This is a genomic window from Flavobacterium sp. (assembly GCF_044361015.1).
In the GTDB taxonomy this organism is placed as follows: domain Bacteria; phylum Bacteroidota; class Bacteroidia; order Flavobacteriales; family Flavobacteriaceae; genus Flavobacterium.
In genome coordinates this window covers 1-16,700 of sequence record NZ_JBIKJL010000014.1, presented here as the reverse complement: position 1 = coordinate 16,700, position 16,700 = coordinate 1, and the positions used below count along the sequence as shown (strand labels likewise).

General features: G+C 34.5%; 11 protein-coding genes and 1 pseudogene. 8 read left to right on the top strand and 4 right to left on the bottom strand.

Annotation, left to right across the window (positions count from 1 at the left end):
• Window positions 1-3: 3 nt before the first annotated feature.
• On the bottom strand, window positions 4-2,562 hold the full coding sequence (gyrA, locus tag ACIQ2Z_RS05520) for a DNA gyrase subunit A (RefSeq protein WP_396183153.1): 2,559 nt from the start codon (window positions 2,560-2,562) through the stop codon (window positions 4-6).
• A gap of 257 nt (window positions 2,563-2,819) precedes the next feature.
• Between gyrA and ACIQ2Z_RS05515 the strand changes: the two genes are divergently transcribed.
• The 5 genes from ACIQ2Z_RS05515 to ACIQ2Z_RS05495 all read left to right on the top strand — a co-directional run bounded on the left by ACIQ2Z_RS05515 (window position 2,820) and on the right by ACIQ2Z_RS05495 (window position 8,143).
• Window positions 2,820-5,369 (top strand): ATP-dependent Clp protease ATP-binding subunit, encoded by a 2,550-nt coding sequence (locus tag ACIQ2Z_RS05515; RefSeq protein WP_396183152.1) that lies wholly within the window; start codon window positions 2,820-2,822, stop codon window positions 5,367-5,369.
• Between the two features lie 91 nt (window positions 5,370-5,460).
• Window positions 5,461-6,840 (top strand): 30S ribosomal protein S6--L-glutamate ligase, encoded by a 1,380-nt coding sequence (gene rimK / locus ACIQ2Z_RS05510; RefSeq protein WP_396183151.1) that lies wholly within the window; start codon window positions 5,461-5,463, stop codon window positions 6,838-6,840.
• Window positions 6,841-6,849: 9 nt separating this feature from the next.
• On the top strand, window positions 6,850-7,332 hold the full coding sequence (locus ACIQ2Z_RS05505; RefSeq protein ID WP_396183150.1) for a hypothetical protein: 483 nt from the start codon (window positions 6,850-6,852) through the stop codon (window positions 7,330-7,332).
• A gap of 152 nt (window positions 7,333-7,484) precedes the next feature.
• Window positions 7,485-7,781, top strand: a complete 297-nt coding sequence (locus ACIQ2Z_RS05500) for a type II toxin-antitoxin system HigB family toxin (protein ID WP_396183149.1) — start codon at window positions 7,485-7,487, stop codon at window positions 7,779-7,781.
• A gap of 2 nt (window positions 7,782-7,783) precedes the next feature.
• Window positions 7,784-8,143 carry a type II toxin-antitoxin system HigA family antitoxin gene (locus tag ACIQ2Z_RS05495; RefSeq protein WP_396176355.1) on the top strand — a complete coding sequence of 120 codons (360 nt, stop codon included), beginning with the start codon at window positions 7,784-7,786 and terminating at the stop codon, window positions 8,141-8,143.
• Between the two features lie 31 nt (window positions 8,144-8,174).
• Here ACIQ2Z_RS05495 and hutH read toward each other — a convergent pair whose 3' ends face one another.
• The gene (gene hutH, locus ACIQ2Z_RS05490) at window positions 8,175-9,677 is read right to left on the bottom strand and encodes a histidine ammonia-lyase (protein ID WP_396183181.1); all 1,503 of its coding nucleotides are present in this window, start codon (window positions 9,675-9,677) and stop codon (window positions 8,175-8,177) included.
• 122 nt (window positions 9,678-9,799) lie between these two features.
• Between hutH and ACIQ2Z_RS05485 the strand changes: the two genes are divergently transcribed.
• Window positions 9,800-11,179, top strand: a complete 1,380-nt coding sequence (locus ACIQ2Z_RS05485; RefSeq protein ID WP_396183148.1) for a TlpA family protein disulfide reductase — start codon at window positions 9,800-9,802, stop codon at window positions 11,177-11,179.
• A gap of 90 nt (window positions 11,180-11,269) precedes the next feature.
• On the opposite strand, the gene ACIQ2Z_RS05480 is transcribed toward ACIQ2Z_RS05485, so the two are convergent.
• Window positions 11,270-12,766 (bottom strand): NAD(P)H-hydrate dehydratase, encoded by a 1,497-nt coding sequence (locus tag ACIQ2Z_RS05480; RefSeq protein ID WP_396183147.1) that lies wholly within the window; start codon window positions 12,764-12,766, stop codon window positions 11,270-11,272.
• Window positions 12,767-13,036: 270 nt separating this feature from the next.
• Between ACIQ2Z_RS05480 and thrA the strand changes: the two genes are divergently transcribed.
• Window positions 13,037-15,484 (top strand): bifunctional aspartate kinase/homoserine dehydrogenase I, encoded by a 2,448-nt coding sequence (gene thrA, locus ACIQ2Z_RS05475; RefSeq protein WP_396183146.1) that lies wholly within the window; start codon window positions 13,037-13,039, stop codon window positions 15,482-15,484.
• 81 nt (window positions 15,485-15,565) lie between these two features.
• On the top strand, window positions 15,566-16,486 hold the full coding sequence (locus ACIQ2Z_RS05470) for a homoserine kinase (RefSeq protein WP_396183145.1): 921 nt from the start codon (window positions 15,566-15,568) through the stop codon (window positions 16,484-16,486).
• Window positions 16,487-16,558: 72 nt separating this feature from the next.
• On the opposite strand, the pseudogene ACIQ2Z_RS05465 reads toward ACIQ2Z_RS05470, so the two are convergent.
• A pseudogene (locus ACIQ2Z_RS05465) lies at window positions 16,559-16,700 on the bottom strand (class I SAM-dependent RNA methyltransferase); the annotation flags it as partial.

The window sequence follows — 16,700 nt, the reverse complement described above, 5'->3', positions numbered from 1 at the left end:
TATTTATTCTTCGTTTTCTTCTGTTGTTTCATCACTGTCATCTTCAAAATCAGTTGTTTCCATTATTGAATCACTGTTTAAAACGGCAGCTGTTACATCTTCAAATTCAACTTCTTCCACAGCTTCTTCTTTCATAACTTTGGTTACTGCAGCAATAGAATCATTTCCTTTGATGTTGATTAATCGAACACCTTGTGTGGCTCTTCCCATAACTCTTAAATCAGAGACTTCCATTCTGATAGTTAATCCAGATTTATTGATAATCATTAAATCATCAGCATCCGTTACACTGTTAATAGAAACTAATTGTCCTGTTTTATCAGTAATATTAAGCGTTTTAACTCCTTTACCACCGCGGTTCGTAATTCTATAATCTTCTAATGAAGATCGTTTTCCGTAACCATTTTCAGAAACAACCAATATTTCGCTGCTCATATCATTTACAGAAACCATGCCAATTACTTCATCTTTTTCATCTGCTAAAGTAATTCCACGAACACCGGATGCATTTCTTCCCATCGGACGAGTTTTGCTTTCTTCAAATCGAACTAACTTTCCGGATTTTACAGCCACTAAAATTTGACTTTTTCCGTTGGTTAATTTTGCTTCTAGTAATTCATCATCTTCTTTAATTGTAATGGCAGCAATACCATTTTGTCTTGGTCTAGAATATTGTTCTAACAACGTCTTTTTTACTTGACCTTGTTTAGTCGCCATAATCACATAATGACTATTTATATATTCTTCATTTTTCAAGTCTTGCGTACAAATGAAAGCTTTTACTTTATCATCATTTTCAATGTTGATTAAATTTTGAATTGCTCTTCCTTTTGATGTTTTACTTCCTTCCGGAATTTCATAAACCCGCATCCAAAAACATTTTCCTTTTTGAGTAAAGAATAACATATATTGGTGATTGGTCGCTACAAATAAATGCTCTAAGAAATCTTGATCCCTTGTTCCGGCACTTTTTTGACCAACCCCTCCTCTATTTTGTGTTTTGTATTCAGATAAGTTTGTACGTTTAATATAACCGGCATGAGAGATAGTAATCACTACATTTTCATCAGCTATTAAATCTTCAATACTAACATCTCCACCTGAATATTCAATAACCGAACGTCTTTCGTCACCATATTTATCACGAATTTCTACCAACTCATCTTTTATAACTTTCATTCTCAAGTCTTTATTTGCTAATAATTCTCTTAAGTGAGTAATCAATTTCATGATTTCTTCGTACTCGGCACGCAATTTATCTTGCTCAAGACCGGTAAGTTGACGCAAACGCATTTCAACAATTGCTCGTGCTTGGATTTCTGAAAGTGAAAAACGCTCAATTAACTTTGTTCGGGCTTCGTCACCGTCTTTTGAACTACGAATCAAAGCAATTACTTCATCAATATTATCAGATGCAATAATTAAACCTTCAAGTATATGAGCTCTTTCTTCCGCTTTACGCAAATCAAATTTTGCTCTTCGAACTACAACATCATGACGGTGTTCCACAAAATAGTGAATCAATTCTTTCAAATTCAACATTTGAGGACGACCGTTTACCAATGCAATATTGTTTACACTAAACGAAGATTGTAATTGTGTATATTTATATAATGTATTCAAAATGACATTTGGAACTGCATCTCGTTTTAATTCATAAACGATTCGCATACCATTTCTATCAGATTCATCTCGAATGTTTGAAATGCCTTCAATTTTCTTATCGTTAACTAAATCGGCTGTTTTTTTAATCATATCCGCCTTATTGACCTGATATGGGATTTCAGTTACGATAATTGCTTCTCTTCCGTTACTTTCCTCAAAACCTGATTTTGCACGCATAACAATACGTCCGCGACCTGTTTTGAAAGCCTCACGAACACCGTCATAGCCATAGATGATTCCTCCTGTTGGAAAATCAGGAGCTTTGATGTAGTCCATTAATTCATCAATCTCAATTTCTGTATTGTCGATATAAGCTAACGTTCCATTGACAACCTCGGTTAAATTATGAGGAGGCATATTGGTTGCCATACCTACGGCAATACCGGAAGCTCCATTTATCAAAAGATTTGGAACTTTTGTTGGCATAACTTTAGGTTCATATAACGTATCGTCAAAATTTAATTGAAAGTCAACAGTTTCTTTTTCGATATCAGCCATAATTTCTTCCGAAATTTTTTGCATTCTGGCTTCAGTATATCGCATTGCTGCCGGGCTGTCACCATCTACTGAACCAAAATTACCTTGACCATCAACTAATAAATAACGTAAACTCCATTCCTGAGCCATACGAACCATAGCATCATAAACCGATGTATCGCCGTGTGGGTGATATTTACCTAAAACTTCTCCAACTATTCTAGCGGATTTTTTATGAGCTCTATTCGAAAAAACTCCTAAATCATACATTCCGTAAAGAACTCTACGGTGTACTGGTTTCAAACCATCTCTAACATCAGGCAAAGCACGTGACACAATAACCGACATCGAATAATCGATGTAAGCGGATTTCATTTCGTCTTCGATGTTAATAGGAATTAACTTTTCTCCTTCAGACATAAGTATTTATATATTAAAATTATAGTTATTTCAAAACGTGCTAATATACGAATTTCCATGATTTTTTAAAGCAAATCTGCAAAGTAATTTCAATGATTTATTAACAAAATGAAGGTATTTTTTAGTTAATAATTATACACTACTTTAACTTTTATTATTAACTTTTTTTTGTCAATTAGCTGTCAATAGATTGGCATCGGAATGATTTTTGCTTTTGCCAATCATATTTACTAAATTTACCTATAAAAATATACGCAATGGACGATAATTTTTCTCCAAGAGTCAAAGATGTCATTACTTACAGTAAAGAAGAAGCCTTACGTTTAGGTCATGACTTTATTGGAACTGAGCATTTAATGTTAGGCATTTTGAGAGACGGCAACGGAAAAGCAATTACAATTTTAAATAATTTAGATATTGATTTAGATTATTTGCGAAAGAAAGTTGAAATATTGAGTCCTCCAAATCCAAATACTGAAGCCGGAAACGAAAAAAAAAACTTACATCTCACCCGTCAGGCAGAACGGGCTTTAAAAACAACTTTTTTAGAAGCAAAAGTTTATCAAAGTTCCTCTATCAGCACGGCACATCTTTTGCTTTGTATTTTAAGGAACGAGAATGATCCTACCACTAAATTATTAAACAAGCTGAAAATCGATTACGACTCAGCTAAAGAACAATATCTGAATATGATACCAAATAACAACGAAGACGAGTATACTGACAGCTTCCCAAAAAACGAATCGTTTAATGATGATTCCGGACAAGATGACAGTTTAAAAGAAGGTAGTTTTAACAATCCGGCAAGTAAAACCAACAAAAAATCTAAAACGCCTGTGTTAGATAATTTTGGTCGCGATTTAACCGAAATGGCCGAAGAAGGAAAACTAGATCCTGTAGTTGGACGTGAAAAAGAAATCGAACGTGTTTCACAAATTTTAAGCAGAAGAAAAAAAAATAATCCGCTTTTAATTGGTGAGCCGGGTGTAGGTAAATCGGCCATTGCTGAAGGTTTAGCCTTGCGAATTATCCAAAAGAAAGTTTCACGAATATTGTTCAACAAAAGAGTTGTTACACTAGATTTAGCCAGTTTAGTTGCCGGAACAAAATACCGCGGTCAGTTTGAAGAACGTATGAAAGCCGTCATGAATGAATTAGAAAAAAATGACGATATAATTCTTTTTATAGATGAAATTCATACTATTGTTGGTGCCGGCGGAGCAACAGGTTCGTTAGACGCTTCAAACATGTTCAAACCAGCTTTGGCAAGAGGAGAAATACAATGTGTCGGTGCTACAACTTTAGATGAATACCGTCAGTATATTGAAAAAGATGGTGCTTTAGAACGTCGTTTTCAAAAAGTGATTGTTGAACCAACTTCAATTGAGGAAACTATTATCATTTTAAATAATATCAAAGGTAAATATGAAGATCATCACAGTGTGACTTATACACCGGAAGCCATTGATGCCTGTGTAAAATTAACCAGTCGTTACATGTCTGATAGATTTTTACCGGACAAAGCAATTGATGCATTAGATGAAGCCGGTTCTCGTGTTCACATTACTAATATTGAAGTTCCTAAACAAATTTTAGAATTGGAAAAACAACTAGAGGATGTTCGAGAATTGAAAAATACTGTCGTTAAAAAGCAAAAATATGAAGAAGCTGCGAAACTTCGCGATGACGAAAAACGAATCGAAAAAGATCTAGCCATTGCTCAAGAACAATGGGAAGTTGACTCAAAAAACAATAGAATAACGGTCACGGAAGATAATGTTGCCGATGTTGTTTCCATGATGACAGGAATTCCTGTAAACCGAATTGCTCAAACAGAAAGCAATAAACTGGCCCATTTACCTGAATTAATTCAAAATAAAGTCATTGGTCAGAATGAAGCTGTTATGAAAGTAGCTCGGTCAATCCAACGTAATCGTGCAGGACTAAAAGACCCTAACCGACCTATTGGTTCGTTTATTTTCTTAGGTCAAACCGGTGTTGGAAAAACACAATTAGCAAAAGTTTTAGCTAAAGAACTTTTTGATTCAGAAGATGCTTTGGTTAGAATTGACATGAGTGAATACATGGAAAAATTTGCAATTTCCAGATTGGTAGGTGCTCCTCCGGGATATGTTGGCTACGAAGAAGGAGGTCAATTAACTGAAAAGGTTCGTCGAAAACCCTATTGTGTAGTTTTATTAGACGAAATTGAAAAAGCTCATCCGGATGTATTCAATATGATGCTTCAAGTTTTAGATGATGGTTACATGACCGATAGTTTAGGCCGAAAAATCGATTTTAGAAATACAATTATCATCATGACATCCAATGTTGGAGCTCGTCAATTGAAAGATTTTGGACAAGGAGTTGGATTTGGAACTGCTGCAAAAGTTTCCCAAGCGGATGAACATTCTAAAAGTGTAGTTGAAAATGCTTTGAAGAAAACATTTGCTCCCGAATTTTTGAATCGTATTGATGATGTCATTGTTTTCAATGCTTTAGAAAAAGAAGATATTAATTTAATTATCGAAATTGAATTAAAAAAATTATACGCTCGTATAAAAGATTTAGGTTATTCCTTGACTTTAACGGATAAAGCCAAAGCATTTATTGCTGAAAAAGGTTTTGACAAGCAATTTGGTGCACGCCCTTTAAAAAGAGCCATTCAAAAATATGTTGAAGATTCATTAGCAGAGGAAATTATCACATCTAAAATTGGAGATGGAGATGAAATTTTTATGGATATTGAGGATGATGCTACTGAATTAACTGTAAAAATCAAAAAAGCAGAAAAACCAACGAGTTAAAAGTAATTTTATTTAAACCACGAATTCATGAATTATAACTATTTTTAATTCTGAATTCGTGACTTTTTTTATATCAACATCAATCAAAATCATGTTAGATAACAAATTAATTTTAGGTAGTGAAGAATGGTGTTCCTTTCCTGAATTAGGAATACCAACAATCAAAGCTAGAGTGGATTCCGGTGCAAAAACTTCTGCCTTGCATGCCATAAATATTAGTCCGTTTATCAAAGAAGGTGAACATTGGGTGAAATTTGATATCAACCCAATTCAAAACAATGTCAAAACAATCATTCATTGTCAGGCACCATTAATTGACAAAAGAGTCGTTAAAAGTTCAAGTGGTTTTCGTGAACAACGTTTTGTGATTCAAACGCAATTAAAGTTAGGCGAATCCAATTGGATGATTGAAATGACGCTAACCAATCGAGATTCCATGGGGTTCCGAATGTTGTTAGGTCGCGAAGCCATGAGTGGACGAGCACTAGTTGACCCGGAACGAAAATATTTGTTGGGCGATAATTCAAGCGATAAATTAAATGACTTATATCCGGATGTTTCAAAAGAAAAAAGCGGACTACGAATCGGATTATTAGCCAGTAATCCTGAATTGTACAGCAACAAACGAATCATGGAAGCCGGTGAACGTCGCGGACATGAAATGCGGTTTTTAAACATCAAGGAATGTTACATGAAATTGGACGCCGACACTCCTGAAATACATTATCGAGGCGGAACAATTTTGAATGAATTGGATGCTGTCATTCCGAGAATTCGTCCGAATATTACTTTTTATGGTTGTGCGTTGACTCGCCAGTTTGAAGCGTTAAAAATATTTTGTTTGAATTCTTCTGCTGCCATTACACAATCGCGAGATAAATTATATTCGTTACAATTGTTATTAAATAATGGAATTGATATTCCGACAACAGGTTTTGCCAATTCTCCCCTAGATACCGATGATTTGATAAAAATGGTTGGTGGAACTCCTTTGATTGTTAAACTTTTAGAAGGAACGCAAGGAAAAGGCGTTGTTTTAGCAGAAACTAAAAAAGCTGCAGAAAGTGTAATTAACGCTTTCAAGAGTCTGAATGCAAACATTTTAGTACAAGAATTCATCAAAGAAGCCAATGGAAAAGATTTGCGATTGTTTGTGATTGACGGAAAAGTAGTAGCCACCATTCAAAGGGAAGCCTTAGCGGGAGAATTTAGAGCAAACATTCACTTAGGTGGAACGGCATCTGTCATCAAGCCTACCAAAGAAGAAAAAATCATAGCTGTAAAAGCCGCCAAAGCGATGGGATTGAAAGTTGCCGGTGTAGATATTATCCGTTCGAGTAAAGGTCCGCTTTTACTGGAAGTTAACTCTTCTCCCGGATTAGAAGGAATTGAAGGAGCTACTAACAAAGATATTGCGGGTGAAATGATTAAGGCGATTGAGAAGAATTTTAAGTTGAAAGGTTCATTATAGCTTTTAATTATGAAGAAAATAATCTTACTCATTGTTCTATTTCTAAAGGTTCAATCATCATTTTCTAAAGAAAAATTGATTGGAACTTATAAAAATGAGATTGGTGAAAAAATTATTCTAAAATCTGACAACACTTTTGAATACTACTGGAATTTTGACTTGGCATCAAGTTGGAGTATTGGTATATGTAGGATTGAAAGTAAAAAAAATATTATACTTGAGATAATTGAAGTAAAAGATACCGTAATTATTGATGAGAGTATTTTATTAGTATTATCGAATGATACAATATCTAATCGAATTTCTGCAATTGATGATGCAAATAATTCAATTTCTGGTGGTGGTCAAGGAAGAAGTCAACCTCCCAAAAAACTTTTAATTAAAGGAAAAAAATTATTTACATATTCACAGTCCAATAAAATTATTAATAGAAAAAGAAAATCAATTGTGGATGCAAATATGATGGTAAAACCATGGTTTGTGAAAGATTAACTATTCCATCTCAATCTCAAAACTCTTTAAAAAGCCAATTACTTTAAAATTTTTAATTTTTTTTATTAATTTAAAACAAAAATCAGACATTTGTTTTTCAAAATATTATTTTGTATTTCAGAATTTTATTTATCTTTACAAAAATATTCTTAATGCGAATTGTTACTTTCAAAAGAATAAAAGAATTTTCTGAGAATCATAATGATGCCGAAAGTGCTTTAATTATTTGGTATTACACAGTAACTTCTAAGGATTGGAATTCGCTAAATGATATTAAAAAGGATTTTAATACGGTTGATTATGTTGGCAATAATCGTTTTGTTTTCAATATAAAAGGAAATACCTATCGATTAGTTGCAATTATTTCATTCAACGCAAAAAAAGTGTACATCCGTTTTATTGGAACGCATGCTGAATATGACAAAATAAAAGACATCAAAAATATATAGCGATGATCAAAACAAAAAAAGAATATAATGTATTGCTTCAAAGAATTGAAGAACTTTTACAAAATCAAGAAAACATCGAAAATCAAGAGGCTGAAGGCTATATTGAACTAAATATTTTGTCGGACCTTGTTGCTGATTATGAAGAAGCAAATTATCCCGTTAAAAAACCGACGCTAATTGAAACCATGAAATTACGTATGTATGAACGTGGACTCAATCAAAAACGTTTATCGGAATTATTGGGGGTTAGCACTTCAAGAGTTAGTGAATATTTAACAGGAAAAACGGAACCTACGTTAAAAACAGCAAGAGATATCAGTAAAAAATTAGATATTGATCCTACTATTGTATTAGGATTATAAAAAATTAATTTTGCTTTAAATAGTACTTTGTTTAATTCTCCATCTCAATGGCAATACTCTTCAAAAACGCAATTGAGTTTTCAATATCATAATGTAAAATACGATCTTCTTTAACAAAAGGAACTTCTGAACGATACGATTTTAAAAATTGTTCAATAAAATCACTCGATTTTAAAGGTCTCCTGAAATCAATCGCTTGCGAAGCATTCATTAACTCGATGGCCAAAATACGTTCTAAATTTTCTAGAATTTTCAAACATTTCGTAGCTGCATTGGCTCCCATACTCACGTGATCTTCTTGACCATTACTGGAAACAATACTGTCAATACTAGCAGGAGTGGCCAATTGTTTGTTCTGACTTACGATACTTGCTGCAGTATATTGCGGAATCATAAAGCCGGAGTTCAATCCCGGATTGTCGACTAAAAATGCGGGCAAACCACGAAGTCCGGAAATCAATTGATACGTTCTTCTTTCGGAAATACTGCCTAATTCGGCCAAAGCAATTCCAAGAAAGTCTAAAGCTAACGCCAACGGTTGTCCATGGAAATTTCCACCGGAAACAATAATATCCTCGCCTACAAAAATGTTCGGATTATCGGTTACGGAGTTAATCTCCGTTTTAAAAACACGTCGGGCATAATCAATCGCATCTTTGGAAGCACCATGCACTTGCGGCATGCAACGGAACGAATACGGATCTTGTACGTGCGTTTTATGTTGTTCGATAATCTGACTTCCCTCTAAAAAATCAGTGATTCGTTGAGCCGTTTCAATCTGACCTTTGTGCGGACGAACCAAATGAATCAGTTCGTTAAACGGATCAATTCTTCCATCAAAACCTTCTAAAGAAATCGTTCCAATTAAATCGGCTAAGTACGATAATTTATAAGATTTCAATAAAATAGAAACACCGTAAGCACTCATGAATTGCGTGCCATTCAACAGTGCCAATCCTTCTTTGGATTGCAAAACAATAGGATTCCATCCAAAATGCTTTAAAACTTCATTGGAAGCAACTTTTTTACCTTCAAAGTATACTTCGCCTTCACCTAATAAGGGCAAACTCAGGTGAGCCAAAGGAGCTAAATCACCGGAAGCACCTAACGAACCTTGCGTATAAATTACCGGTAAAACATCATGATTGTAAAATTCAATCAAACGTTCCACTGTTTCCAGTTGCACACCGGAATGTCCGTAACTCAACGATTGTATTTTGAGTAACAACATCAATTTTACAATTTCTTGAGGCACTTCATCACCCGTTCCACACGCATGCGATTTTACTAAGTTTTCCTGAAGTTGCGAAAGGTTTTCATTGGAAATTTTCACATTACACAACGAACCGAAACCCGTATTTATACCGTAAATCGGAGCGGCATGGGTCTTCATTTTTTGGTCGAGATAATCACGACATTTTTGAATGTTAACCTTTGCCTCTTCCGACAATGCCAAGGTTTTATGTTCAAAAATAATTTGATTAATTGTTTCTAAAGAAAGTACTTCTGAACTGATATAATGCGAGTAATCCATTGGTTGATTGTTGAGGTGCCAAAATTCCGCAAACGTTTGCATAAATGCAAAACAATTGTAGTTTTTTTAATAACAAATAAAAAATGATTTGTTTATTTTTGAAAATCTAAACAATCAATAGGATGAAAAAAATTATCGCTTTACTCACCATTATTTCTTTTACGTCTTGTCAGGAAAAAGAAAAAATTACTACTCTGTCAGGATTTATTACCGGAACAGACGCAAAAGAAATTGAATTAGAAGGTATCAACTTTTCTAAAAAAATTCCCTTGCAATCTAATGGAGCTTTTTCGGATACGTTGGATTTACCTTATGAAGGAATGTATTATTTGTTACTAACAGATGAAAAATCATATTTTGTGTATTTAGAACAAGGATTTAATTTGCAAATAGAAACAGAGGCTGATGATTTTATTAATGCAATGAAATTTAACGGGACTGGTAAAGAAGAAAACAATTACATGATTCAAAAAAATAAAGTAATTGAATCAAAATTTGGAAATCCATCTAATTTTAAAGATGTGCTAACTGCTTATGCTGTTGATGAGAAAACGTTTATTCAAACTATTGAAGATCTCAAAATTAGGTTATTAAACAAACTCGAATCATCAAAAATTAAAAATCAAAAGTTTGTTACCAACGAAAAGAAAGAAATAGACTTTTTTGGACTAAATTGTTTTGAAAAATATGCTCCCTATCACGGTTATGCCACTGCTAATAATGAATTTAAAACGAGTGATAGCTTTCCTAAAGTTGCAGATGATTTTGATATGAATGATGAAGAAACTTTTAAACATTCCTATGCGTACAGAGGTTTGATTGGTGCAGTTTTTGAACGATTCATCTATAATACACCAGCAGAAGGACAAACATCGTTTGATCGGGGAATGGAAAAATTACAAACAGTTAAAAGCAAAATGATTCGTAGCGAATTAACTAAAAATATGCTCGATGAATTGAATTTAGCTGCCAAAGATATTGATAAAGTTTATAAAGGAATTATTGCTAATTCAACTGATTCAACCTTTAATCAAAAAGTCACGCAAAAATACGAGACATTAAAAAAAATAAGCAAAGGAGCAGCCTCTCCTACTTTTGATTATGAAAATGTAACTGGTGGAAAAACTTCACTCGAAAGTTTGAAAGGGAAATTTGTTTACTTTGATGTTTGGGCTACTTGGTGCGGACCGTGTATTGCTGAAATTCCGGCGTTAAAAGAAGTTGAAAAAGAATACCACGGAAAAAATATCGAGTTTGTCAGCATTTCTATTGATGAACGCAAAGATTTTGAAAAATGGAAGAAAATGGTGGCGGACAAAGAGCTGAAAGGTATTCAATTGATTGCGGACAATGCTTGGGAATCTGATTTTGTAAAAAAATATGCCATTGACGGAATTCCGAGATTTATCCTGATTGATACCGAAGGTAAAATTGTAAGTGCCGATGCACCGAGACCTTCTGATTTAAAACTAAAAGAATTATTGACTGAAGTCGGTTTATAGTATAGATCATATTTTTCGAACCATTAAGGTATTGAGATGCATTAAGATAGATCACAACTTAATGAACATCAATGTCTTAATGGTTTAATTTTAAGTCTTCAACTCCAGAAAAACTTTCCCCAAATACTTGATAATATCCGAAGCTATAAACGCTTCATAGCCCATATCATTCATGGCGATATCAGCTGTTCGTCCATGAAAATAAACACCCAAAAGTGCCGCATCTACTGCTTGGTAACCCTGTGCTCGGAAGCTTGCAATCATTCCGGAAAGCACATCACCGCTTCCTCCTGTGGCCAAAGCTTGATTTCCTGAAGAATTGACAAAGACATTTTTCTCGTCAATAATTAAAGTATAGGCTCCTTTTATTAAAACCACTAAATGGTGTTCCTTTGCAAAAGCTCTGACTTTTTCAATTTTCTCAAAATCGTCAGTCCAACTTCCAATGAGTCGTTCCAATTCTCTTGGATGAGGAGTTAAAATGGAACTTTTAGGCAATAATTTTAACCAATCCTCATGTTCTGATAAGATATTCAGGGCATCAGCATCAATAATTAGCGGAATTGTATTGCTGTTTACAAATGAATGAAATGCTTTAACTGTTTCATAATCTTGTCCGATTCCCATCCCAATTCCAATGGCTTTGGGTTCAAAATCAAATGCGATTTTAGTGATTTTATGGAAATTTTCATCGGTGATTACCATCGCTTCTGGTGATGCAGTTTGTAAAATTTCATACCCACATTTTGGCGTATAAACAGTTGCTAAACCACAACCGGAACGCAAAGCAGCTTGCGAAGCTAGCACCATTGCCCCAATTTTGCCATAACATCCTCCAATTAATAACACATGGCCCTGCGTTCCTTTGTGTGAAAATTTTGATATGGGTTTATATCGTTTTTTTATTTCATTTAAATCGGTATAATAATAATTAGTTGGAATAGAATCAATTGCTTTTTCATCCAGATCAATCGGAAGAATAACTATTTCATTTATAAACTGTTCGTTATCCGGAATATAAAAACTAAGTTTAGGAATTTGAAAGGTTAACACAACATCCGACTGGATGGCAATCGATGTTTTTCGATTTAAAAATAATCCGGAAGGAATATCAATCGAAACTTTGAACGATTGATGGTAATTGATTTTTTGAACAATCTGTTGAATCCATTCATCCATTTCACGTGAAAGGCCGATTCCAAAAATGGCATCCACAACAATGTTATTTTCTGCAATATCAGGAAAATCGGCGTCTTCATTTATAATTTCATACTTCAAATTACACTCTTTCAATCGTTCTAAATTCGATTCAAAATCAGGTGATAATTTTTTGCTGAAAGGAACAACATACACATGCACATCATAATAATTTTGTTTGAGCATCCGTGCAATTGCCAAACCATCACCACCATTGTTTCCCACACCACAAAAAAAGTGAAAAACTTTTTTCTTGTCGTGAAAATGATGAACGAGCCATAAAAATGCCTGCAAAGCTGCTTGCTCCATGAGTTCAAATGAGGTGATGTGTTGACGCTCCGTTGTCAATTTATCAACTTCTTTAATTTTTTCAGTTGTAAAAATTTTCATATGCTAGTAGAATATACTTTTTGGTAAACTATTCGTAAAAATTCAGATTTTCTTTTTTAATTACGTAAATTTATTACATTTGTTTCAGATGAAATCACAAAAGAACATTAATTATACTATCAAATCCTTCAATGTATTGAACGGATTTTCCTTTGGTACATCTTCTACAACTACAACCCCATTCGGGGTATAATTTTTACATATCATCCGCAGCTATGCTTATTCGAAAGAATAAAATAAAAATCCTATTTTAAAATAAAAAATAATCCTATGAAGGTATTAAAATTCGGAGGAACTTCGGTTGCCAATGCCCAAAATATAAAACTCGTTCTTGCTATCGTTGAGAAAAAATCAAAGGAAAGCAAACTGATAGTAGCTGTTTCTGCTTTTAGTGGCGTAACCGATTTACTTTTGTCGGCAGCTCAAAAAGCAGCAACAAAAGATGATTCATACCGTGATGTGGTTTTACAAATTGAAAAAAAACACCTCGAAGCTATTAAAGATTTGGTTCCTGTCAACGAGCAAACAGCTTTATTACATTATTGTAAAAAGAACATTTCCTATTTAGAAACTTTGTTAGATGGTTGTTATTTGTTGGGCGAATTAACGGCTCGAACATCAGATATGATCGTTAGTTTCGGTGAATTGTTGTCGTCTTATATCATTGCAGAAGCCCTTAAACAAATGGTTGGAAACAGCAGTTTTAAAGATAGTCGCGAACTCATCAAAACCAATAGTAATTTTGGCAAAGCGGAAGTAAATTTTGAACTGACGAACAAAATCATTGCTGATTATTTTAAGTCAGATTCGTCACAAGTATTCGTAATTCCCGGATTTATTGCCTCGTCAATTGATGGAAACACAACTACCTTGGGTCGTGGTGGTTCTGATTATACAGCTGCGATAGTTGCAGCAGCTTTGCATGTGAAAGAATTAGAAATTTGGACAGACGTCAACGGAATGTTCACTGCCAATCCGAAAATTGTCAAACAAGCCCAACCGATAGAAAAAATCACCTACGAAGAAGCGATGGAGTTGTCGCATTTTGGTGCGAAAGTGCTTTATCCACCAACCATTCAACCGGTTTTAAGCAAAAACATACCCATTTGGATTAAAAATACGTTTGAACCGGAAGCGTTTGGTACCTACATCTCATCGGCCTCAAACCCGAATGGGAATCCGATTAAAGGCATTTCTCATATTGATAAAATTGCTTTGATTACAGTAGAGGGTTCCGGAATGGTAGGTGTTGCCGGAGTTTCCAAACGATTGTTTGAAGTGCTTTCTATTCATTCGATAAGCGTTATTTTTATCACGCAAGCTTCGTCAGAACATTCCATTTGTATCGGAATTTTAAATGCAGATGCTGCTATAGCAAAGACTTCAATTGATAAAGTTTTTGAACTTGAAATTTCACAACACAGAATCAATCCATGCATCGTTGAAAAAGACTTGTGTATAATGGCTTTGGTGGGTGAACAAATGAAAAATCACCAAGGAATCAGCGGAAAAATGTTTAGTACGTTGGGCAAAAACAATGTCAACATTCGGGCGATTGCTCAAGGTGCTTCCGAGCGAAACATTTCTTTGGTAATCAATGAAAAAGATGTAAAAAAAGCATTGAATACGCTACACGAACGTTTTTTTGAAGAACAAACCAAACAGTTGAATTTATTTGTGATGGGTGTTGGTAATGTTGGCGAAAAATTCATCGAACAAATTCACCAACAAAAGAAATTTTTAAAAGAAAATTTAAAAATAAATCTGCGTGTCATTGCTCTTTCCAATTCCCGAAAAATGGTTTTTGATGAAGAAGGAATTTCATTAAAAGATTGGAAAACAACTTTGGATAAAGGTGAACAAGCTTCGAAAGCTGATTTTATTGAGAGAACAAAAGCGTTGAATTTACGCAATAGTATTTTTGTTGATATTACTGCAAATACTGAAGTTTCTGCGACTTACGAACATTATCTTAGAAAAAATATTGCAGTTGTGACATGTAACAAAATAGCTTGTTCATCGGAGTATGATAATTACTTAAATTTAAAACGCTTATCACGTAAATACAATGCTCCGTTTTTGTTTGAAACGAATGTGGGTGCTGGTTTACCAATTATTGATACATTAAAACATTTGATTGCTTCCGGTGATCGAATTCATAAAATTCAAGCCGTTTTATCCGGAAGTTTGAATTTTATTTTTAATAATTTTAGTGAAACTTACAACTTTCACGATGTAGTAAAAGAAGCCGGCGTGCAAGGTTTCACCGAACCCGACCCAAAAATTGATTTAAGTGGTGTGGATGTCGCTCGAAAAATTCTGATTTTAATTCGCGAAAGCGGCTATCAAATGGAAATGGAAGACATTGAAAATAGTTCTTTCTTACCAAAAGAATGTATGGAAACCATAACCAATGAAGACTTTTTTAAATCGTTGACCAAACACTCAAGTCATTTTGAAAATTTGCTAAAAGAAGCAAAAGAAAAAGATTGCCGTTTAAAATTTGTTGCTAAATTCGACAAGGGAAAAGCCAGTGTTGGTTTGCAATTCATTCCTAAAGAAAGTCCGTTTTATAATTTAGAAGGAAAAGACAATATAGTGGAATTTTTTTCCGACAGATACGTCGATCAACCCTTGCTCATCAAAGGAGCCGGTGCAGGTGCTGCAGTGACTGCTTCAGGTATTTTTGCGGATGTGATTCGGATTGGAAATGTTTAATTAAGGTGCTAAGGCACTAAGATTCTAAGGTACTAAGCAACCTCAGAACCTTAAAACCTTAGAACCTCAGAACCTCAGAAAATGAACGAAATAAAAATATTCTGCCCCGCCACAGTAGCCAACTTATCCTGCGGATTTGATGTCTTAGGATTGTGTCTGGAAAACATTGGCGACGAAATGATTATTCGAAAAGTCAAAGAAAAAGGACTTCGAATTACCAAAATAACCGGAGCTGATTTGCCTTTAGAAACCAATAAAAATGTGGCAGGAGTCGCAGGAATGGCTTTGCTCAGTCACTTGGATTTAGAATTCGGGGTCGAAATTGAAATTCATAAAAAAATCAAAGCCGGAAGTGGCATAGGCAGCAGTGCCGCAAGTGCTGCCGGAGTTGTGGTAGGAATCAATGAATTGTTGGGTATTCCTATGCATCGAAAAGAGTTGATTCCGTTTGCCATGGAAGGCGAATTTTTGGCTAGTGGAAGTTATCACGCAGACAATGTTTCACCTGCAATTCTGGGTGGATTTACATTGGTTCGAAGTTATAACCCGTTGGAAGTGATTAAAATTAAAAGTCCAAAGCATTTATATGTAACTATAATCCATCCACATATAGAAGTAATAACCTCTGAAGCAAGAAGTATTTTGCCAAAAGAAATTCCACTGAAAACAGCCATCACACAATGGGGAAATTTGGGTGGATTTATCAGCGGGTTATACAACGAAGATTATGGGTTGATGGGTCGCTGTTTGCAAGACGTGGTTGCTGAACCGTATCGAAAAAATTTAATTCCTGAATTTGATAATGTAAAAAATACGGCTTTAGAAAACGGTGCATTGGGTTGTGGAATTTCCGGTTCCGGACCATCAATTTATGCATTAAGCAAAGAAATTGAAAATGCTGAAAATGTAGCTATTGCAATTGATAAAGAGTATTCAAAAACAGGAATTAAGTATGCTATTTATGTTTCCAAAGTTTGTGATGAGGGAGTGAAAGTGATGTAACTTCATTTTGTCATTCCAACGAAGGAGAAATCCCATCATGAGATTCCTCCTTCGTCGGAATAACCACTAATACTACTCCTCCGACCGATTCTGAAACTTCGTGCGTTTACTTCCTTCATAAATATCATATTTCACCAACCGAGCTTCTAATTTACCGTTGAATAATTTGATTTTTCGGGAAGGTTTCAATCCAACAAACTTCAATGCTTCTAAG